The sequence below is a fragment of the Pedobacter sp. AC464 genome (assembly GCF_979253075.1).
Map to the genome: position 1 here is coordinate 2,349,223 of NZ_CEEDBV010000001.1, position 19,670 is coordinate 2,368,892.

At 42.1% G+C, this 19,670-nt stretch carries 21 protein-coding genes; 5 read left to right on the forward strand and 16 right to left on the reverse strand.

The features are described 5' to 3' along the window. Positions 1-3: 3 nt before the first annotated feature. The gene (locus AC0IWT_RS10185) at positions 4-1,824 is read right to left on the reverse strand and encodes a class I mannose-6-phosphate isomerase (RefSeq protein WP_471797106.1); all 1,821 of its coding nucleotides are present in this window, start codon (positions 1,822-1,824) and stop codon (positions 4-6) included. Positions 1,825-2,205: 381 nt separating this feature from the next. On the opposite strand from AC0IWT_RS10185, the gene AC0IWT_RS10190 reads away from it, so the two are divergent. Then, on the forward strand, positions 2,206-2,940 hold the full coding sequence (locus tag AC0IWT_RS10190) for a GntR family transcriptional regulator (protein ID WP_471797107.1): 735 nt from the start codon (positions 2,206-2,208) through the stop codon (positions 2,938-2,940). A 164-nt stretch (positions 2,941-3,104) separates the two neighbouring features. Here the strand turns inward: AC0IWT_RS10190 and AC0IWT_RS10195 are convergent, their stop codons facing one another. The 15 genes from AC0IWT_RS10195 to AC0IWT_RS10265 form a co-directional block, all read right to left on the reverse strand. Next, entirely contained in the window at positions 3,105-3,377 is a 273-nt protein-coding gene (locus AC0IWT_RS10195; protein WP_471797108.1) for a UBP-type zinc finger domain-containing protein, read from the reverse strand. Positions 3,378-3,381: 4 nt separating this feature from the next. Further along, positions 3,382-4,626, reverse strand: coding sequence for an FAD-dependent oxidoreductase (locus AC0IWT_RS10200; RefSeq protein WP_471797109.1), 1,245 nt, complete (start codon positions 4,624-4,626; stop codon positions 3,382-3,384). 98 nt (positions 4,627-4,724) lie between these two features. Further along, a complete protein-coding gene (locus AC0IWT_RS10205; protein WP_471797110.1) occupies positions 4,725-5,546 on the reverse strand; it encodes an alpha/beta fold hydrolase in 822 nt (273 codons plus the stop codon). A 272-nt stretch (positions 5,547-5,818) separates the two neighbouring features. Then, positions 5,819-6,370, reverse strand: a complete 552-nt coding sequence (locus AC0IWT_RS10210; protein WP_471797111.1) for a hypothetical protein — start codon at positions 6,368-6,370, stop codon at positions 5,819-5,821. 20 nt (positions 6,371-6,390) lie between these two features. Beyond that, positions 6,391-7,449: an NADH:flavin oxidoreductase/NADH oxidase gene (locus tag AC0IWT_RS10215; protein WP_471797112.1), complete on the reverse strand. Its 1,059-nt coding sequence runs from the start codon at positions 7,447-7,449 to the stop codon at positions 6,391-6,393. 11 nt (positions 7,450-7,460) lie between these two features. After that, positions 7,461-9,665, reverse strand: a complete 2,205-nt coding sequence (locus AC0IWT_RS10220) for a response regulator (protein ID WP_471797113.1) — start codon at positions 9,663-9,665, stop codon at positions 7,461-7,463. Positions 9,666-9,743: 78 nt separating this feature from the next. Continuing rightward, positions 9,744-10,439, reverse strand: a complete 696-nt coding sequence (locus AC0IWT_RS10225; protein WP_471797114.1) for a LytR/AlgR family response regulator transcription factor — start codon at positions 10,437-10,439, stop codon at positions 9,744-9,746. A gap of 67 nt (positions 10,440-10,506) precedes the next feature. After that, complete coding sequence (locus AC0IWT_RS10230) at positions 10,507-10,980, reverse strand: Dps family protein (protein ID WP_056871649.1); 474 nt, start codon at positions 10,978-10,980, stop codon at positions 10,507-10,509. Between the two features lie 137 nt (positions 10,981-11,117). Continuing rightward, on the reverse strand, positions 11,118-11,663 hold the full coding sequence (locus AC0IWT_RS10235; RefSeq protein ID WP_471797115.1) for a 4'-phosphopantetheinyl transferase family protein: 546 nt from the start codon (positions 11,661-11,663) through the stop codon (positions 11,118-11,120). After that, complete coding sequence (locus AC0IWT_RS10240) at positions 11,653-11,913, reverse strand: acyl carrier protein (RefSeq protein WP_056871651.1); 261 nt, start codon at positions 11,911-11,913, stop codon at positions 11,653-11,655. The genes AC0IWT_RS10235 and AC0IWT_RS10240 overlap by 11 nt, the downstream gene beginning before the upstream one ends. Next, on the reverse strand, positions 11,906-13,186 hold the full coding sequence (locus AC0IWT_RS10245; protein WP_471797116.1) for a beta-ketoacyl-[acyl-carrier-protein] synthase family protein: 1,281 nt from the start codon (positions 13,184-13,186) through the stop codon (positions 11,906-11,908). Before AC0IWT_RS10245 ends, AC0IWT_RS10240 begins: the two co-directional genes overlap by 8 nt. Further along, the gene (locus AC0IWT_RS10250; RefSeq protein WP_471797117.1) at positions 13,179-13,625 is read right to left on the reverse strand and encodes a 3-hydroxyacyl-ACP dehydratase FabZ family protein; all 447 of its coding nucleotides are present in this window, start codon (positions 13,623-13,625) and stop codon (positions 13,179-13,181) included. The genes AC0IWT_RS10245 and AC0IWT_RS10250 overlap by 8 nt, the downstream gene beginning before the upstream one ends. A gap of 1 nt (position 13,626) precedes the next feature. After that, the gene (locus AC0IWT_RS10255; RefSeq protein WP_471797118.1) at positions 13,627-14,679 is read right to left on the reverse strand and encodes a type III polyketide synthase; all 1,053 of its coding nucleotides are present in this window, start codon (positions 14,677-14,679) and stop codon (positions 13,627-13,629) included. Further along, a complete protein-coding gene (locus AC0IWT_RS10260) occupies positions 14,676-15,386 on the reverse strand; it encodes a methyltransferase domain-containing protein (protein ID WP_471797119.1) in 711 nt (236 codons plus the stop codon). Before AC0IWT_RS10260 ends, AC0IWT_RS10255 begins: the two co-directional genes overlap by 4 nt. Then, positions 15,387-16,520: an NAD(P)/FAD-dependent oxidoreductase gene (locus tag AC0IWT_RS10265; RefSeq protein WP_471797120.1), complete on the reverse strand. Its 1,134-nt coding sequence runs from the start codon at positions 16,518-16,520 to the stop codon at positions 15,387-15,389. A gap of 185 nt (positions 16,521-16,705) precedes the next feature. On the opposite strand from AC0IWT_RS10265, the gene folE reads away from it, so the two are divergent. The 4 genes from folE (at position 16,706) to AC0IWT_RS10285 (ending at position 19,645) form a co-directional block, all read left to right on the forward strand. Beyond that, complete coding sequence (gene folE / locus AC0IWT_RS10270) at positions 16,706-17,350, forward strand: GTP cyclohydrolase I FolE (protein WP_471797121.1); 645 nt, start codon at positions 16,706-16,708, stop codon at positions 17,348-17,350. Beyond that, entirely contained in the window at positions 17,347-18,066 is a 720-nt protein-coding gene (locus tag AC0IWT_RS10275) for an SDR family NAD(P)-dependent oxidoreductase (protein ID WP_471797122.1), read from the forward strand. Before folE ends, AC0IWT_RS10275 begins: the two co-directional genes overlap by 4 nt. Positions 18,067-18,076: 10 nt before the next feature. Then, positions 18,077-18,679, forward strand: coding sequence for a MarR family winged helix-turn-helix transcriptional regulator (locus AC0IWT_RS10280; protein WP_471797123.1), 603 nt, complete (start codon positions 18,077-18,079; stop codon positions 18,677-18,679). A gap of 129 nt (positions 18,680-18,808) precedes the next feature. After that, positions 18,809-19,645, forward strand: coding sequence for a phytoene/squalene synthase family protein (locus AC0IWT_RS10285; RefSeq protein WP_471797124.1), 837 nt, complete (start codon positions 18,809-18,811; stop codon positions 19,643-19,645). Positions 19,646-19,670: the final 25 nt, after the last annotated feature.

The following is a 19,670-nucleotide window of genomic DNA, read 5'->3' on the forward strand; positions in this document are numbered from 1 at the left end:
GGTTTATTTTAAAAAGGCCTTAATTACCTTTGCCTGGAGCGCAGACTTATTGATAAGCTTATAACTTCCGGCAGAGGCGGGAATTACAAAAGTTTCTGCATAGACAAAGTCCATTTCAGTGCCATCCTTAGTCAAGACCTGCACAGCCTCACCTTCGACAAGCATCAGGACATGGCATACCTGCTCCGTTTTAATCTCGACCTGCGAGCTAAAGTCAAGTCGGTGCACATCATAAAAATGCTCCTTGTGGGTTGGAAGATGGTAACAGGTCACGCCATCCTTTTCGAAAAGCACCTGAGGCCTGGAAATCAGTTCCTGCTTTACCTTTTCTCCCTTTCTTGAAAAATCAAGGTTTCTGAAGGCATGTTCAATATTTATTGGCCGCGGTTTACCGCTTAAATCCAGCCTCAGCCAGTCGTACATTTTAAAGGTGAAAATATATGGCGTGGCACTTATTTCCAGCACCAGGTTCTCCGCACCAGCGCTGTGGATGGTACGGTTGGGAATCAAAAACAGGTCATGCTTTTTAGCTTTGTGGAGCTGCACATATTTCTCAATATCCACTTCTACACCATCCCGGTTACTTTCTTCGAGTACGCTTCTAAATTTCTCAGCTTCGATATCTTCCTGGAAACCCAGGTAGACTCCCGCATTATCCCTGCAGTCTAAAATGTAGTAGGTCTCATCCTGGGTTATTTGCTCGCCAAACTGGGTTTTTATGTAATCTAAACTCGGATGGCACTGTATGGACAGATTCCCGCCGTCGAAAGTATCCAGAAAATCAAATCTGATTGGGAATTCGGCACCAAACCTTTCAGCATGACGGCCCAGGACGTTTTTACTCTGCTGAAACATTAAAAGGTCAAACGATACCTCTAAAAGTAATCCGGCACTTTCAAAGACTAAACCATTTTCAGGAACGATTAGCTCGAACGACCATGCATAATTTACCTCACGCTGATCCAGCTGGGGCATTCGCTGCTTCATCCACTGACCACCCCATGCACCCGGAGCAAACCAGGGTCTTGCCCGGAATACTGAGCGGGACATCTTTTCAAGTCCTCTTCGAATCGATTCTCCATAGGCAAAATTAATTTCTTCCTCCCACTGTGCATCGATGAATATATCGACTCTTGGTAATAAAGCCTGCTTATGGGCATTCAGTACCACCCAGTCTATGAAATAAAAACGTTTGTACATCTCGGCGGGATCCTGCGGTCGGGATTTACCTAAGTTGCAGATTGCTCCTGCACTCATTCGGTGCTGAAGCTCATTTTTTGGCAAATCAACATAGGCAAGTGCAGCATCCCAGCCGCTCAGCGAAGCGCCACATCCAACCAGCAGGTTCAACTCGTAATCCTGTAAAATAGCCGAACTTCTAAGCGCATCTAAGTCAAAGAAATCCGCCAGTTCCATGCTAGTTTTTTTGCCCCATACAGCATCTTTTTCGCCCAAAAATTCATCCGCGAGCGCATCAATTACCTTTTCCTGCTTTAAAAAAGAGGAAGCTTCCACGACATTTGCCCGGATGCCCCGTCTTTGGAACTCCCGCTCAAGTGAACGCACAATCCGTGTCCAGTAAACCCCGACATAACCATCGATAATGACTGTCTTTTGGGCTATAATGTAGTCGGCGAGTTGCCTGAAGCCCTCAAAGATTTGCCCTTCGCCCAGAGGATAATAAGGATAAATATTATACCCCTCTGGGCTATTGATTTGAGCAATTGATGCAGGCATAATTTCCTGCTCGGTATTTCGCATTGGTTCTTCTATCGACATGTCTACGTTGGAATTCTGATAAATATCTTCTGTGATTTGATTCATGTTTATACAATTGTATCTAGCCTCAACTTCAAATTGCAACCTTTCTAAATTACCTGCCCATATCAAGATAGGTTCAGGATTAAAGTGTAATCATTTGCGCCAATGCATCAGACGATACCGGAATAAAGTCACAGAATCAGGCAAATTTTAGCAATTTTAATCGAGGGGATTTCATTGAAAAAAATTTGGTTAGACAATACATTCATTAGTATGTATATACAAATGTAATATTTATTTATAACTACGCAAGCGTTTTAAAACAAAAATATTTAACAAACAATCTATATATACAGCATGAGGACTAATTCAATTGAGATAAGCGAATTGATTGTACATACATATATGTTAATTAATCAAAAATTTTATATTATTGTATTGAGTATGAAACTTACCATTGACCATAAAAGCCCGGTACCATTACACATTCAGGCGGAGGAATTATTGAGGAAATTAATTGAGCGTCCCGAATACGTCGGCGGCAAATTGCTTCCCAACGAAGTTGAGCTTTCGAAAGATCTCTCGATCTCCCGCACCACACTCAGACAGTCCATAAATAAGTTAGTATATGATGGTCTGCTGGTGCGTAAGAAGGGTGTTGGTACCAAGGTTGCAGAATCGAAATCGTTGAGTTCGAAATCCAAGAACTGGATGAGCTTTTCGCAGGAAATGAGCGCGCGTGGAATTCCGATTAGAAATTTTGAGCTACATGTAAGCTGGGTATATCCCGAAAAACGCATTGCGAGCTTTTTCCAGATTAAAGAAGATAAAAAGATACTAAAACTGGTCAGACTCCGGGGAAGACCCGAAGGCCCTTTTGTCTATTTTGAATCTTATTTCCATCCAAGTGTTGGCCTGACGGGCGATGAAGATTATAAAGCGCCACTTTATGAGATGCTGGAAAATGAACACGGTGTTATTGCAATGGTATCAAAGGAAGAAATCAGCGCGATTTCTGCAGATGAGTTTATTGCTGAGAAGCTTGAAACAAAGGCAGGCCTGCCCATACTGTTTCGAAAGCGCTTTGTTTATGACGTCAATGAGAAGCCCATCGAATATAACCTTGGGTTTTACAAGGCTGATAGCTTTGTTTATACCGTTGAAAGCAGGCGGGAATAATTACGAAGCCGAGGTGTGGATATTCTTAACGGGTTTTAACAATCAGTCATTGCTTATTTCAGGACTTTAATCCGCTCTTAATTTAATAAGCTAATAAGTTAAAGGAGGCGAAGTCTCCTTAACTTATTAATAAAGCTGAAATTTTGATATTCTGCCTGGAAAAATTAATATTCCGCAACCTCATCATCTACATAGCAGTAGAGCCATCTTTCTCCCGGCTCAGACGATATTACGACCGGATGTTTTTCGGCTTTGCAATGGTGAGACATGTGTTGTTTCGGTGATGAATCGCAGCACAATGTTTTTCCGCAGGTTTGACAGGTACGCAGGTGTACCCAGTCACTTCCTTCCTTTACGCAAACTTCGCAAACATGTTCCTTTTCCTTTTTCAGCGTCTTAACTGCGCTGATGTGGCTACAAATATTATGATCTTCCATTTTATTATAATTTAGATAAATATTGATGAACTTGTGTTACGGCCATGGCGCCTTCTCCAACCGCAGATGCAACCCTTTTTACCGAGCCAACCCTTACATCACCAGCGGCAAATGAGCCCGGAACGCTGGTTTCCAATGAGTAAGGTAGGCGCTCGAGGTTCCAGCAAACTTTATATTGATCAAGGGTTACCAAATCGTTACCGGTGTAAATGTAATCGTTTTTGTCGCGGCAAATCGCCGTGTCTTTAGCCCACTCTGTATTTGGCTTACCGCCGATGCAAATGAACAACTTCGAGGTATCATGCCAGTTTTCGGCGCCATCCTGGCTATTTCTGATTTTTATTCTCCTAAGCGAATGGTCGCCATCCAGGCCTGTAACCTCAGAATGGTAAAGTACTGTGATGTTCTTAATACTTGCAATGCGCTGAATCAGGTAATCGGAAAGGGTATCAGAAAGATTGCCTTTCCGTATCACCATAAATACCCGTTTCGCAAATCCCGAAAAATATGATGCAGCCTGACCTGCGGAGTTTCCACCTCCAACGATATATAAGTCTTTATCCTGGCAGAAAAGCGCTTCGCTCGCTCCCGCTCCATAGTAAACGCCATTGTAGAGAAAACGCTGTTCATCCGGCAGGTTAAGCTTAGCATATTCTACACCCGTGGTGCAAATATTTGCTTTAGCAATAAGCGCTTCGCCGGTGGCAAACTCCCCTCTTATGTGTCCATTGTAAAAAGTGCCTTTCACCCCTTCTCTGAGGAGCAAAATTTCCACGCCAAATTTTAAAGCCTGCTGCCTAGCTTTTTCGGCAAGTTCGGCGCCAGATATGCCTTCAGGAAATCCGAGGTAATTTTCTATCAGAGAACTCGTCCCGGCTTGTCCGCCAACAGCTTCCCGCTCAACCAGCACAGTCTTCAAACCTTCAGACGCAGCGTACACCGCAGCGCTGAGTCCGGCAGGGCCGGCGCCATAAATAGATACATCATATTCGTTAAGGCGTGGTTTGCTTATCCAGCCGAGTTTGGCTGCAATTTGTTCAATGCTTGGGTTTACAACAAATGCTCCGTCGGGAAACTCGACCATCGGATGTTTTTCATCGTTTGTAAATTCGCCTGTATGCAAATGCCAATCAGTATTGTCTGCTGAAATATCTATCCAGTCGAAAGCGACAACACTCCTTTTCAGAAAGTCCATAATTTGATAGACTTCTGCCGAATCAGGCTTTCCGTAAAGTTTTAATTTGTTCATCTTGATAGGGCTTAATTTACTCAATTTAAAATTAGATACGATGGCTTCCCGTTATTTTTAGGCAATGGCTCATCAATTTACAATGGAGCTACTCTTTATTACGACTGAATAAATGCCAGGATATCCTTATTGATCACTGCAGCCTCGGTGGTTGGCATGCCGTGTGGAAATCCCGGATAGGTAATAAGTGTACCGTTTTTAATCAGTTTTGCCGATTTTACACCAGCATTTTGGTAAGGCACGATCTGGTCATCCTCTCCGTGAAGCACTAAAACCGGAATTTCAACAGCTTTTAAATCTTCGGTAAAGTCCGTTTCGGAAAATGCTTTAATACATTCATAATGTGCCAGGATGCTGCCCATCATTCCTTGTCTCCACCAGTTTCTTCTAATGCCTTCTTTAATGTCGGCACCTTCGCGGTTGTAACCATAAAAAGGCAAGGTTAAATCAATATAAAATTGTTGCCTGTTGTTAAGTGTCTGTGCTCTTATGTCATCAAAAACTGAAATGGGAACACCATCTGGATTGGTTTCGCTTTGCACCATTACCGGAGGAACTGAGCTTATTAAAACCGCCTTTGCAACACGATCTTTACCATATTTATTTACGTAACGAATGACTTCGCCGCCTCCTGTTGAATGGCCGATGTGGATTGCATTTTTCAAATCGAGAAATTCGGTTAATTCAGCCACATCCGCAGCATAGGTTTCCATCTCGTGGCCGCTAGTTGTTTGTGTAGATCTGCCATGGCCTCTTCTGTCATGTGCGATGACTCGGTAGCCTTTTTGAAGAAAGTAAATCATTTGTGCATCCCAATCATCGGCTGATAGTGGCCAGCCGTGGTGGAACATGATGGGTTGGCCGCTGCCAAGATCTTTGTAAAAAATTTCTGTTCCGTCTTTTAATTTTAGAGTTTTCATGTTGCTTTGAGTTTAAGTTTTAAATTTATTATTTGAGTGATATTTTTTGCCGGCAAATGCTGTGCGTTGTTTTCTTAGGTAAATCTACCGCAGCGGCAAAGGTTACGCAGGCAGAATTCGGTGAACAGGCAAAAAAGTTCGTTAAGTAAGCTTGCAGTGCGATGGAGGGCGAAGCATTTTGGTTGGCATTAAAGTAATTCTAGAAGGAACAAAAAAAAATCACCACATAATTGTGGTGATTTTTAAAGTGTAGATTGCGTGTTGCAATTAGGCTATTTGAACAACCATTTTCGAATGAGTTTGGTGTAATTTGGCATAACGAGGTAAACCATTAAAAAAACAACGCAGCCTGTGCTAATAAGGCTGTCCATGTAATGATTTTTGGGGATGCCAATTAAACGCAGCAATGGAAAAATGATAACTGGAACGAGCAGAGATACTGGATAAATTGCCGACCAGGTTGCCAGGGCCTGCTTCCATCGTACCGGAACCTTACCTGTTACATTTTCAGAATTGAAAAGAAAATCGAGACCGGACTTTATTTGATACCGATCACTTTTCCTAAAGAACGGTTGTGCTTTTTCGATAAATCTTTTTCGCTCCGGGGATTCCATCCACTCTTTGAGATTATCAATCGTATCGAACCTCATTATTACGGTATAAACGAATGTTAAATTGGGGATTGGCTTTACAATCTGCAAATCTATAAAGCCCTGGGCATGTTTAGAAACCGGAAGTATTTCATCCAGCCATTTTTCGTAATCCAGCTTCTTACCCTCGAGAATATGATGCGTAATCACCACTGAGGCGCCTTGATTTTCCATAAGTTTTGATCAGTTTCCTGTTAAAAAGCTCTTTTATACTGCCATGGAATTGAAGTTTCCAGCTTCAGTGTTTTTGCTGCATGAATGGCAAAGTAAGGGTCGCGAAGGTGTTCTCTCGCAACAATAACCAAATCCGCATGCCCGCTTTCGATAACCTCATTTGCCTGGGCAGCATCAGTTATCATTCCAACGGCTCCTGTTGCAATGCCGGTCTGCGCTTTAAGGGCTGTGGCAAACTGAACCTGATATCCTGGATAAACTTTGTCTTTACTTACGTTCGTAAATCCTCCGCCTGAGGCGGTAATCAAATCGACGCCTTTCTCTTTCAGTACTTTTGCAAGGGAAACGCTGTCCTGCAGGCTCCATCCTTCTGGCGTATCTACATAATCGACTGTAGAAATGCGCACCAAAAGAGGCATACCTTCCGGAATGGCCAAACGCACTTTTTCAACTGTTTCTATGAGAAAACGAATTCTGTTTTCTAAAGAGCCGCCGTACTTATCCTGGCGTTTGTTAATTAAAGCAGAATAGAACTGGTGGAACAGATATCCATGGCCTGCATGCAGTTCTATGGTATCGAAACCTGCACGAACAGCCCTTTGCGCAGCTTTCACGAATAGCTCCTGCAAGTTTTCAATTTCCTCGATAGTTAAAAGTTGTGGCACTACACCATTCATTTCCGTTGCCGATGAGGATTTAACTGTCCAGCCGCCTTCCTCTGCCGATAATGGCTTCATGCCTAAATTAGGATGGCGAAGGCTTCCTTTTCCGCCAGAGTGCCATAATTGGATACCGATTTTTGCACCTTGTTCATGCACAAAATCAACAATGTTTGCCCAGCTTTTTTCCTGTTCATCGTTCCAAATCCCCACATCGTTCAGGGTAGCAAGGCCATCTGGAGCAACCGCTGTACATTCGGTAATTATCAGGCCTGCTCCGCCTACAGCACGGCTGCCAAGGTGAACAAGGTGCCAGTTGCCTGGAATGCCATTTTGTGCGCTATACTGCTGCATTGGCGACACAACGATTCTGTTTTTCAAATTAAGTTCGCGAAGAACTAAGGTAGAGAATAGGTTCATTTTCTGCTTTTCTAAAGTTGTTTTAAAAATAATTCTGCCTCAACCGTTGCGGCGGTTAGCACCTCTTTTAATTCATTTAAAATGGCATCGGATTGAGGCGTCATCTCCTGGGCGGTTTCAAGTTGATCTAGTTGGTTTTCGAGAAGTGTAAGTAAGCCCATCATGGCGATGCTCGTTTTAAGATCGTGCGCCCGGAGCTTAACGATCTTAAAATTTCCTTCCTGATAAGCCGTAATCAATTGCGACAGGTGAAGTGGTACGTTTTCAATAAATTGCCTGGTAACGGTTTGCTCGAAGCTGCTGTCGCCGCCGCTTATCGAACGCATATAGGTTAAATCCAAAAGTCGAAAGTCGCTTAGTTTTCCATGTTCGCTTTCCGTTGTTGCATGCTCCTGTAAACCGAAACCTGCAATAAGTTTAAAAAGTTCGTCTTCTTTAATGGGCTTGGATATGTACTCATTCATGCCGCGACTCAGGCACTTTTCACGTTCTCCCGCCAGGGCATGTGCGGTCATTGCAATAATTGGAATGTCGGATTTTAGAACCTCGCGTATGTGTTGAGTTGCGGCATAGCCGTCCATTTGTGGCATCTGTATATCCATTAACACCAAATCGTAGCTAACATTGTCGAGTTGTTCCACGGCTTCAACGCCGTTGGAAACAATATCAAAATCTATATTCCATTGCAACAGCAAATGCTTCATCAAACTCTGGTTAATGGCATTATCATCTACAACCAAAACCTTTAAGGCCATATTGGCTTTATCTTTAAAGTAACTTGCATCTTTCGCCGGCACCACGTTAAGCTGCTCCTGCGAAATGTAGTACGGGATAAAAAAGTCGAATGTGGTTCCTTTTCCCTGTTCACTATCTACCTTAATGTCTCCATTTTGAAGTAAGATTAGATTTTTTACTATCGAAAGTCCCAGCCCCGTTCCACCGAAGTTTCTCGTTGTCGAATCCTCGCCCTGGTTAAAGCGCTCAAAAACCTCATTAAGTTTTCCTTTTTCAATGCCTATTCCTGAATCGGAAACCCTAAAGCCAATGGTGATTTTATTTTCAATCCGGTCTTTCGTGTAAACCTCGATACCAACGTCTCCCCGGTGCGTAAATTTTATGGCATTGCCGATAAGGTTCACCAGGATTTGCGTTAACCTTGTTGCGTCTCCAATCAGCGTATCTGGGATAGAGGCATCTACTTTAGTGGATATTGTCAACCCTTTTTCTTTTACCCGTTCTGAAAACAAAGTTTCAACAGAGTTTGTAAGGCCATTTATGCTAAACGTTGCCGGACTAATGCGAACCATTCCTGCTTCAATTTTGGAAAGGTCTAAAATATCGTTTACAATTGCCATGAGGTTTTCTCCTGAGCGTTGAATTGAGGAGACAAACTCTGCGGATGTGGAATCGAGACTTCGCTTTTGAAGCAAATTTGTAAAACCCAGAATACCACTTAAAGGCGTACGAATCTCATGACTCATGTTTGCAAGAAAATTCTCTTTAGTTTGTGCAGCAATTGAAGCCATTTTTTCTGCAGCATTCAGTTCCATAATAAGTAAATGTTGCCGGCGAAACTGACGCACAATATGGTAACCGATTACCGCACCGCTTAGTACCAATAGAATCAACAAACAGATGTCGTAGAATCTTGATTTCCTGCCCATCTCTTCGCTAAGCCCGCTCAGTTCGAGCATATCCAATTGGCGGCTTTTGTTAATTTTTGCAGTGATGGAGGTAATTTCATTGGAAATTTTTCGTGCCCGCGGATTGGCAATCGATGTTTGATCGTCCATATTACCTAAAGTATGATACCGATGCAAAAGGCGCTCTTTGACAATCTTTTTATCCAGAGCAAGCACACTTAAGCGCCGAATCAGCTTTTCTTCGCCAGGGTCTTTGTTATCCTGAGATAATGAATCGAGAAATCCTTCAATCTGATTTATTTTTTGGTCAATTCCTTCAAGATGCGTGGTATCGTTAGTGGCAATGGAGGCCCTGATTCTACTCTCAACGCCTAAAATATCCCTATCGATTTCCCGAAGGTGGTTGCTTGATCGTAATTCGTGTAAGAGCGTATTGTTGTTTGTTATCAGCGCTTTGGTATTTCTTGCCGAGTTTAACTGTATCCCAATCAATAAAATTGAATCTGCAATAAAGGTGAATACAATCAGATAAGCAAAGCGCTTATTGCCCATAACCGTAGATATGTTGATCATGATGATATAATAAATTAAGGTATAGCCGGGATAATAAATGAGCTACAAGATTTACTAGACTGGAATGAAAGCGCATCGTTAAAATACATTCATTCTGGCATTTAACGCTTTGCGATAAGCATCTGCAACGGGAATAAATTGCCCGTTGATAACCAGACCTCCATCCTGCAAGGTGTCGATTTTACCCAGCGAAACAATGTAAGAGCGATGAACCCTAACGAAATTGTCTTTTAACAAACGTTCTTCGGCAGCTTTCATCGTTCCATGTATGGCAAACATTTTTTCCCTTGTGTAAAACTTTACATAATCACCCATAGCTTCCGCATAAAAGATATCGTCGAGCTTTAGTCGCCTGGTCACATTTGAGTCTCTTACGAACAGAAATTCATCTTTGCTAATCTGTACATTTTCGTTCCTGCTTTCCAATATGGCCCGGGCTTTTGCTACGGCCTGTAAAAATCGCGATTGGGTAAAAGGCTTCAGCAAATAATCGGCAATATTGAGCTCGAAAGCTTCTAACGCGTAATCTTTATTAGAAGTTGTGAAGATGATAATGATTTCTTTGTCGTTAAGATTCCGCGTTAGTTCAATACCTGTCATTTCCGGCATTTCAATGTCTAGAAAAAGCAAATCAATTTTTTCACTTTGCAGGTGATTGTACGCTGCAAGTGCATTGTTATACTCGCTTATAATGTTAAGGTTTGGAATCTGTTTGGCCAGGTGCACAAGCGTTGTTCTGGCAATATCATTATCATCAACTATCAGGGCTTTCATTGGTGCAATAATTTAGTATAAAACAAATATAGCCAACGAATTTTATTTACCTGATAAATGCCGAATATTACCTGAAATAAGAGCGAATCATCCATGCCATTTCTTCATGGGTTTCCATAAGGGTGGTAATAAAATCGCTCGAACCGTAATCTTTATAGGTTTCTGCCAGGGGGCTGATGTTTCCACGTAAGAATTCGATAATGCTTTCGTGGTCTGCCAACAAATCTTTCATAAAACCTGGTCCATCATTTGCACCCTCGCGATACTCGGTTAAATGCGTAAGGTCGAGGTAACTTTTCATTGTGGCAGGTGCAAAATGGCCAATTTTTCTGATGCGCTCGGCAACACTATCAACCATTTCGTCGAGCTGTTTGTATTGACTTTCAAAGAAAATGTGGTTTGCATGGAAATTGTCTCCCGTTACATTCCAGTGTGCATTTCTGGTTTTGGTATAGAGCAAAAATTCATCTGCCAATAGTTTTGCAAGTATGTCTGTTACTGCATTTGTGCTTTGTTCTGTGATTCCGATGTTAGCTTTCATGATTTAGTTTTTTTAATTAAAGCTGAATTGCTTTGTTTTGATAGACTAAATCTCTGAAGGATTCTCATTAAACTGGCCGGCATTTCGGTGAAATGGCAAAATCTATCGTTGAAACGGCAGCATCACGGCTAAAAACGTTATAGCAGATAAGCCAGGTCCAGAAAACGACCATGATGACTTACTGAAGCGATATGAGTGCTTCGAGTGCTTTCTATATAGATTTCAGGCAAGCCGGATTTGTCTTTCTGAAGGGATAAAGCCGGATACATCTTGTCAAAATTACTTGCATAGCCGGCATGGTTTTCTGTTTGGATAACTTTGCAGTTTTCAAAACTTGCAGGACTTTGATAACCTAGCGTGTGGATGCTAGCCTGTGTAATATCGCTGTAGGTTGAAAATGTTTCACCCGAATAATTTACAGAACCAATTGCATGGGCAGCAAACAGATTTACGCTACATTGGAAGGCTAAGGGGTTAAAACTGCGATGCCCCGTGTTTCTATTCACGATTTTATAAACTGACTCTTTCATGGACCACATTAACCAAACCACGCAATCGGGTTGATTTGAATCTTGAATAAATTGCTGTTCGGCTAGCAAAAAAACCTTCGACAAATAGTTTTTTCTTTGCCAGTTGCTTTGGATTTTGGCCAGCTTCAAATCCACTACATCATTACCCAGCATTTTCAGCTTGTTTCTGCGCTATAATTTCCAGTGTTGCTTTTACATTCAGCATTTTTGCCATGGAGTCATTATCTATTGCGATGTCGAATTTTTCTTCAATGTCGAGCACAATATCCACCAGGTTTGCAGAGTTTATTTTCAAGTCTGTAATAAAATCTGTGTCTTCAGTGATGTGTTCCAATGCAGTCTTTTCTTCCGTGTAAGGCGTAATAATCTCTTTAAGGCCGGCAAGTATGTCGTTTTTATTCATCGTGGTATTTTTTTAAAATTAAACAGGCGTTTACATCTCCAAAACCGAAGCTTGCTTTGGCTAAAATATCAAAGTTTTTCTTTATTGTTTTACGGGGTATCTTTTGTTCATCTATAAGTAAAGCAATTTCCGGATTTAAGTCATCGCAGTTTACGTTAGGAAAAATGAAACCTTCATGCAGTTGCAAAACACTTGCAACACATTCCATGCTTCCCGAAGCGCTGATGCAGTGCCCAATCATTCCTTTTAGCGAATTGATGTAGGGGAAGTTCTCCTTCGAGCGGTTCAGGGCTATTTTCCAGTTTTCAATCTCTAATGCATCTTTGCTTGTTGCTGTTAAATGTCCATTAATTACTTCAACATCTTCGGCTTTGATACCGGCATTTTCTAGTGCTGTAATAATACAACGCTGAACGGCAAGGGGGTTTGGCGCAGTCATAGTGCCTTCGCCACGCTGCCCGCCAGAATTTAAAGAACCGCCAATTATCTCGGCATAAATTTTAGCTTTTCTAGATAGGGCGCTGTCGAGTGATTCCAACACCAGCGCCCCTGCGCCACTACCCGGTACAAAGCCACTCGCCGTTGCACTCATTGGCCTGCTTGCAGTTTGCGGCGTATCATTGTGTTTAAAAGTACAAACTTTCATCGCATCAAAGCCGCCCCAAATGTAGGGGCCGCTATCGCTTGTGCTGCCGGCAAGCATTCTTTTTGCTTTACCCGATTTAATATGCTCATAAGCCAGCAATATGCTTTCTGCGCCCGTTGCACAGGCCGAAGAATTTGTGCTGACGCGGTTGCCAAGTCCAAGTTTTCCGCTTATAAAGGCACTCACGCCGCTGGCCATGGTTTGGGCAACAACACTGCTCCCAAGTTTACGGATTTCGAGATCGTCTATCTTATTAATTGCCCACCTAAACTTATCAATGCCCGAGGTGCCGGTACCAAAAAAAGTACCACTTTCCCAATCGGGCTCATCTGCGCCGGCGGGCACTAAACCGGCATCACGCCAGGCATCAAGACCGGCAATTACGCCATATACAATTCCTGAACTATCCAGACTGCGCTTTTCAAGGGCAGAAAAATATTGAGCGATCCGGTCTTCATCAAGTGTTGGTTTACCTGCTACCTGGCAGGAAAATCCGAGCCGTTCGAGTTCAGGCTGATGGCTTATGCCAGATAAGCCGCTCTTAATGGCATCTGTAAATGCTTCTACAGTTGTTCCATTTGGCGCACAAATACCTAATCCCGTAACTACAACCCTGTTTTCACTCATTTGAATTCATTGTTAACATACCCGATATTGTTCCTTTACAAACGGTATCACCACTTTCATCTTTCATAACAACCCGGCATGAAAGTTTGTTAAACCTGAAATAAATCTTCTCACTAATAACCAAAACCTTTGTTCCGGGGTAAACTGGCTTTAAAAAATCAACTGAACTGGATGTCATTGCCAACCCGACACCTTTCACCACTTCTGTTTCTGCCGTTAAAAAAATCCCCAGGCAAACAAGGCCTATTTGTGCCATCGTCTCGGTGAGTATTACGGCTGGGGTAATGGGAAAATCCTTAAAGTGCGACTGGTAAAACGGCAGCGACTCATCAAATGTGTATGTTCCAATGATGCCATTTTCGCTAACGTTAAGCAAATCCCCTACAAATAAAAAGTCTTTCCCGTATGGGAGTTTTGCTAAAATCTCTTCTTTTGTCATGCTACCATTTCAACAGTATCCTTTGCGCAGAAAAGCCCGGGCCAAAGCTGAGCATCAATCCCGTTTCACCGGGTGATGGATTCGTTTCCATATAGCGCTGCAAAACGTAAAGTACCGTAGCGCTACTCATATTACCATATTGCCTTAAAATCTCTTTAGTCTGGTCGATGTTTTTTCCAAGCGCACCAAAAAGTTCTTCAACTACCTGAATAATTTTCTTTCCCCCGGGATGAAAAATCAAGTGGTTTACATCCGCAATTTCCATCCCATTCTTCGATAAAAAAGGATGAATGATTTCCGGAAAATGTGAGGCAATTGTTTCAGGTACTTCCACATCCAACACCATTTGAAGTCCGCTATCGGTAAGTTTAAAACCCATCATATCTTCCGCTTCGTAAAAATGATACATCTCTTCAGCTACAATTTCCGGACCCTGGTCTGCTTCATCAGAACTTAATAGCACGCAGGCAGCTCCGTCTCCAAAAATTGCCGCACTCACAATATTGGCCATCGAGAAATCATTTAGCTGGAAAGTAGCCGTTGGCGATTCTACAGCAACAACAGCAGCTCGTTTTCCGGGGTTTGCTTTTAAAAAGTTCTTCGCATAAATAATTCCGGAAACGCCTGCTGCACAACCCATTTCGGTAACCGGCAGGCGCACAATATCCTGCCTTAAGCCGAGGGCATTAATCAGGTAAGCATCCAGCGAGGGTATCATAATGCCGGTGCAACTTACGGTAATGATGAAATCCAGGTCCTTTGGTTGCCAGTTTGCCTGCCCAAGGGCAACAGAGAGGCACTCTTTCCCGAGTTTGATCACTTCCCTGATGTAAATGTCGTTCCGCTTTTCAAAACTCAACTCAGAAAACACTTCTTCTGGCGCCATTATCGAGTACCGTTTATCTACCGCTGCGCCTTCAAATATCTTTTTAACTTTTCTAATAAAGCGCTCATCCTGACCGTTTAGCCAAACATCCAGAAAGGGCAAAATTTCAGAAGTTTCCCTGGAAAATTCGGGTAAGGCTTTACTTACTGTTTTTATTTTTACGCTCATATTGTTTTTATAACCCATAAATATCTAAAAGCCCATCGCCAGCCAATATAGCTCGAAGTTGTATTCAAAGCTTTCGTATAGCCATTCAAATCCTCGCGTTTAAATCCCCGAAGTATGGAAACCAAGCCATCTTCCCTAGACATATCGTTTAGTCTGAAAACATAACTTAATGCCGTAAAAAGCCGATAGGCGATACTGCTCCGTTGAAGGTCATTAACTACAATACCTACGAAAACGCCTTTACGAAGGTTGTTCAAAAGCTTTATTATTTCCCTATCCGAGAAATGGTGCAGTGTAAGGGTAAAAAGCATAACATCGCATGTTTCCGGTTCTTTCGATTCATCGAAAATATCGCTGCACTGATACCGGATTTCGGGGTAAGCCTGCGAGCAACTTATCGCATGGTCGATGGTACACTTGTTTGCGTCGATTCCTTTCAACTCGAAGTTGAGTTTATGTTTTTTGGCATAATCGGATAGCATCCTGAGCATTGCGCCATTGCCGCAACCAACATCTGTAATCCTTAGCTTTGCGGTTTGGTTGCTTTTCATCAGCATCCTAATACCCTCCAGCGTCACTTTATTGCCGCCAAGCAGCTTATTAATTGCGGCGATTTTATCAAGCGCATCGGTTAAAATATCGCCTTCCATTGCAAAATCGTCCATAATTTCTGGAGCGGTACTTCGTTTCGTTGTATCTATTGGCATTTAATCAGGGATTGAAATTGGTTTTCCGTGGGTTAATTTAATGGTTGTAGAAAGCAGTTTGGGTAGTTTTGCAAGTGTACCCAATGCGAATTTCTGTATTGGTGCGCTTGCAAAAACGGCAGATAACAATTTGCCCGCAATGAGCCTGCGCTGAAATAAATTTTTCCATTGTGCGGTATATTCTTTTTCCATTTCTTCCCTTAAAATTTGCCTGTCTTTTAGAAAACGCGTAACCAGTTCAGAAGCGATTTTTGCGCTATGTATTGCCATTGCCATCCCATTTCCGCAAAGCGGATGGATTAGTGCAGCCGTGTCGCCCACCATAATGATGTGCTCAAAAACCGGTTCCTTTGCCTCAAAACAAATTTGACTTATGGTCATTGGTGCCTCGAAAAGCATTCTTGAACTTTCTAAGATTTTTTTCAGAAAGTTATTTTTATAGAGAACCTCTTGCTGATAATTTTCGATGTTTTTGAAACGCTTAAAACTGTTATAATCTGCCAGATAACAAATGTTTAATTTATCGTCTTCAACTTTTGATACACCACAATAGCCGCCACTAAAATTATGTAAGGCAACGCGGTTTGAAGGAAACTCGCCCTGGTAATGTGCTTTAACGGCAAGATAAGGCGATTTTTGTTGAATGAAACGTCGGTTTAGAGATTTATCGAGGGTAGACCTTTTACCAAAGGCCCCAAGAACCTGTTTTGCACTCAGTTCTTTTCCAGAAGCGGTTTCAACATAAAAACCTTCGTCACGATGTTTTATGTTAGTGACCACATCAAAAACAAATGAAATTCCTCTTTTTAAGGCTTCAAGGTAAAGAAAATGATCCATCGCGTAGCGGCTCAAGCCAAAACCACCAAGCGGCAAATTTGCATTCAGCGAAGCGCCCGCTGGCGAAGTGAATTGCAACTGTGTAATTATTGATGGATTTAAATCATCAAACGAAATACCCAGCCATTTTAGATAAGGAAGTACCTCGTTGGAAACATATTCGCCACAAACCTTATGGAGTGGGAAAGTATTTTTTTCAATTAGTGTGACCTGAAACCCCGTTTTTTGTAAATGCAGCGCCGCAGTTAAGCCAGCTAGTCCACCACCGACTATAAGGATTTCAGTTTCAATCTGCATATGTTTAAGGTAACAATTTCTCTGGTTTATTGTTCAAAAAACAATTGCAGTTTTATAAAGTTGCATTTGTAAGTGAGCGCCATTTCTTGGGTTATAACTTTAAAATTATAATGCCACTAAAACTTAATAGTATATTAATAATGTTATAAATATATAAATAATATATAAATATACTATATTGCACAATGCAAAACGATAGTTCCTCACTAAATATCTTAAACACAAAAACTTCAACACCAATGAAGGAGGATGCTTTTTTAATGGATGATGAAATGAAAATATCGCTGATTTCCGAGCGTTTTGGCGAAATACTTGAAATTTTAGGGCTTGACCTGAGCAATGACAGTTTGAAAGGCACGCCAGACAGAATTGCTAAAATGTACGTTAAGGAAATTTTTAGCGGCTTAAATCCAGCAAATCGGCCAGAACCCACCCTGTTTGATAACAGCTTCAGCTACGGAGAGATGCTTGTAGAAAAGAACATATCGGTGTTTAGCAACTGCGAACATCACTTTGTGCCCATAACCGGCAAAGCTCATGTGGCTTACGTGAGTAGCGGAAAGGTTATTGGACTTTCCAAACTCAACAGAATTGTTCAATACTATGCGCAAAGGCCGCAAATACAGGAAAGGCTTACTATCCAGATTGCCGAAGAAATTGCGCAGGTTTTAGCAACTGACGATGTTGCAGTCATGATTGATGCAAACCACCATTGTGTATCTGCAAGGGGGATTAGAGACATTTCAAGTTCAACCATTACCACTTATTTTGGAGGTCAGTTTAAGGATAAAGATAAAAAAAATGAATTTTTAACCTACATCAGCAAATGAGATTCGAAGATAAAAACATCCTTGTAATAGGCGCCAGTTCTGGTATTGGCTTTGCGCTTACCGGGCTTTTGGAGCAAGAGGGCGCAAAGGTATTTGCGGCAAGCCGTAGTCGTTCAGACAGTTGGCCTGAGTCTGTAAAATTTCAAACGCTCGATGTAACCGAAGGATTTGATACACTCGGCCAATTCTTACCCGGAAAGCTACACGGACTTGTTTACAGCGTGGGGAATATTAATTTGAAGCCTTTTTCCAGATTGACTGAAAAAGACTTCGTTGAAGATTTTCGGCTGAATGTGCTCGGTGCAGCGATGTCAATTCAGGCTTCGCTAAATGCTTTAAAAAATGCTAGTCAAGCGTCGGTAGTATTGATAAGTTCTGTTGCCGCAAGAACCGGAATGGGTTTCCATGCAAGTACTGCCACTTCCAAAGCCGCGGTAGAAGGACTTGCTTTGTCGCTTGCTGCCGAGCTCGCCAGCCTTGGCATAAGGGTAAATGTAGTCGCTCCATCGCTAACAGATACGCCAATGGCTTCAAAATTTCTGAATACGCCCGAAAAGATCCAGGCATCAGACAAAAGACATCCGATTGGGCGATACGGAAAAGCGAAAGACGTAAGCGCCATGATTGCATTTTTATTATCGGAAGATAGTAGCTGGATAACCGGACAGGTAATTTCCGTTGACGGCGGTATGAGCACTTTGCGAACCAACCTTTAAAGCCAAAATTATGATGTACAAGCTAATCAACGACCTTGTTAATTTGGTGAAAACCTACGAGGAATCTGGCACAAATGCAGTGGAGGATGTTTCTTCTTTTATTGACTGGCTTAAAGACAACGTAAAAACAGGCGACACCATCACTGGGGCTAACTGGGCCGGAAAGGAAAGCGGCAGATCTGCAGACAGTGTTATCAATACCTCCCTTGTACACGTATACCGGTATGCGAGGTCGCACGCACGGGCAGCCATAACGGGTAGCAGTTTTACCACGCCTGATGAATTTATTTACCTGATTACACTTTCAAGCATGGGCAGCATGAGTAAAACTGCGCTGATACGGGAGAACATTCACGAAAAGCCCGCGGGTGTGCTTATTATCAACAGGTTGATTGAAAAAGGATTTGTAGAGCAAAAATCTATGGAGGGTGATAAGCGAAGCCGGATTATTCACATTACAGAGAGGGGCAGAACAGCCCTAAAAGAACGGATGACTGCCATTAGGGCGGCCTCTGCAAACGTGACTGAACCACTTTCGCCAGCGGAGAAAACAAAGCTGATTGAACTTCTTGCTAAGCTGGAAGACTTTCATCATGCAAAGAATGAAAAATAATCAGGATTATGGAAGATTTTGGCATCTGAAGATTTCAAATTTTTGCAGGTTACGCCTAATTTGAAAAGCAAAACGCCAACTAACTGGTGGCATGGATTAAAGATTCCCTTGCCGCTGTTTTAAAAAACTATGAAAAAAATATTTGATGAAGTTTCTGCACAATGCAGTCAATTAGTCACCAAAAGGTATAGCACCAGCTTTTCGCTTGGCATTCGCTTTTTGGGAAAAGAGCTAAGGGAGCCGATATATTCGATATATGGATTTGTTCGCCTTGCAGATGAAATTGTAGATAGTTTCCACGATTACGACAAGGAAGCCATGCTTGGGAAACTGAAAAGAGAATGCTTCGAAGCGCTGGAGGAGCAGATTAGCATTAACCCGATTTTGAACGCCTTCCAGGCTGTAGTAAACCGGTATCAGATTGAACGGGAGCTTATTGAGCTATTTCTTGAAAGCATGGAAATGGACCTGCTCAAGAATGAATACACACCAAAAAAATATGAAAAATACATTTTGGGTTCGGCTCAGGTTGTGGGGTTAATGTGCCTTCGGGTTTTCACCAACCGCGATAACAATGCTTACTCGCAGCTTAAGCCATCAGCAATGATGCTTGGTTCTGCGTTTCAGAAAGTCAATTTTTTACGGGACATTAGTGATGATTATTCCAAGCTGAGCCGCAGCTATTTTCCCGGTGTAGACATTCCGAAATTTTCCAACCGGGAGAAGTTGTCAATCGAAAAAGAAATATCTGATGAATTTAACTCGGCGCTGGAGGGCATCAAATTATTACCTGCTTCTTCGAGAAATGGTGTTTATCTTGCATACACTTATTATAAAAAGCTTTTCGAAAAAATAAGAAGGAAAGATTCTCAGGCGGTTTTGAAGGAGAGAATCCGGATTTCCAACTTCAAAAAATTTCTGCTTATGTGTAATGCTTCCCTGCGCTACAAAGCAAATAAGTTATAAAAGCGTTTTATAAATTGCTTCAATA

Excerpts from the sequence above, each read along its gene's own strand:
- AC0IWT_RS10185 (WP_471797106.1), bottom strand. The coding sequence starts at position 1,824 with ATGAATCAAATCACAGAAGATATTTATCAGAATTCCAACGTAGACATG.
- AC0IWT_RS10190 (WP_471797107.1), top strand. The coding sequence starts at position 2,206 with ATGAAACTTACCATTGACCATAAAAGCCCGGTACCATTACACATTCAG.
- AC0IWT_RS10195 (WP_471797108.1), bottom strand. The coding sequence starts at position 3,377 with ATGGAAGATCATAATATTTGTAGCCACATCAGCGCAGTTAAGACGCTG.
- AC0IWT_RS10200 (WP_471797109.1), bottom strand. The coding sequence starts at position 4,626 with ATGAACAAATTAAAACTTTACGGAAAGCCTGATTCGGCAGAAGTCTAT.
- AC0IWT_RS10205 (WP_471797110.1), bottom strand. The coding sequence starts at position 5,546 with ATGAAAACTCTAAAATTAAAAGACGGAACAGAAATTTTTTACAAAGAT.
- AC0IWT_RS10210 (WP_471797111.1), bottom strand. The coding sequence starts at position 6,370 with ATGGAAAATCAAGGCGCCTCAGTGGTGATTACGCATCATATTCTCGAG.
- AC0IWT_RS10215 (WP_471797112.1), bottom strand. The coding sequence starts at position 7,449 with ATGAACCTATTCTCTACCTTAGTTCTTCGCGAACTTAATTTGAAAAAC.
- AC0IWT_RS10220 (WP_471797113.1), bottom strand. The coding sequence starts at position 9,665 with ATGATCAACATATCTACGGTTATGGGCAATAAGCGCTTTGCTTATCTG.
- AC0IWT_RS10225 (WP_471797114.1), bottom strand. The coding sequence starts at position 10,439 with ATGAAAGCCCTGATAGTTGATGATAATGATATTGCCAGAACAACGCTT.
- AC0IWT_RS10230 (WP_056871649.1), bottom strand. The coding sequence starts at position 10,980 with ATGAAAGCTAACATCGGAATCACAGAACAAAGCACAAATGCAGTAACA.
- AC0IWT_RS10235 (WP_471797115.1), bottom strand. The coding sequence starts at position 11,663 with ATGCTGGGTAATGATGTAGTGGATTTGAAGCTGGCCAAAATCCAAAGC.
- AC0IWT_RS10240 (WP_056871651.1), bottom strand. The coding sequence starts at position 11,913 with ATGAATAAAAACGACATACTTGCCGGCCTTAAAGAGATTATTACGCCT.
- AC0IWT_RS10245 (WP_471797116.1), bottom strand. The coding sequence starts at position 13,186 with ATGAGTGAAAACAGGGTTGTAGTTACGGGATTAGGTATTTGTGCGCCA.
- AC0IWT_RS10250 (WP_471797117.1), bottom strand. The coding sequence starts at position 13,625 with ATGACAAAAGAAGAGATTTTAGCAAAACTCCCATACGGGAAAGACTTT.
- AC0IWT_RS10255 (WP_471797118.1), bottom strand. The coding sequence starts at position 14,679 with ATGAGCGTAAAAATAAAAACAGTAAGTAAAGCCTTACCCGAATTTTCC.
- AC0IWT_RS10260 (WP_471797119.1), bottom strand. The coding sequence starts at position 15,386 with ATGCCAATAGATACAACGAAACGAAGTACCGCTCCAGAAATTATGGAC.
- AC0IWT_RS10265 (WP_471797120.1), bottom strand. The coding sequence starts at position 16,520 with ATGCAGATTGAAACTGAAATCCTTATAGTCGGTGGTGGACTAGCTGGC.
- folE (WP_471797121.1), top strand. The coding sequence starts at position 16,706 with ATGCAAAACGATAGTTCCTCACTAAATATCTTAAACACAAAAACTTCA.
- AC0IWT_RS10275 (WP_471797122.1), top strand. The coding sequence starts at position 17,347 with ATGAGATTCGAAGATAAAAACATCCTTGTAATAGGCGCCAGTTCTGGT.
- AC0IWT_RS10280 (WP_471797123.1), top strand. The coding sequence starts at position 18,077 with ATGATGTACAAGCTAATCAACGACCTTGTTAATTTGGTGAAAACCTAC.
- AC0IWT_RS10285 (WP_471797124.1), top strand. The coding sequence starts at position 18,809 with ATGAAAAAAATATTTGATGAAGTTTCTGCACAATGCAGTCAATTAGTC.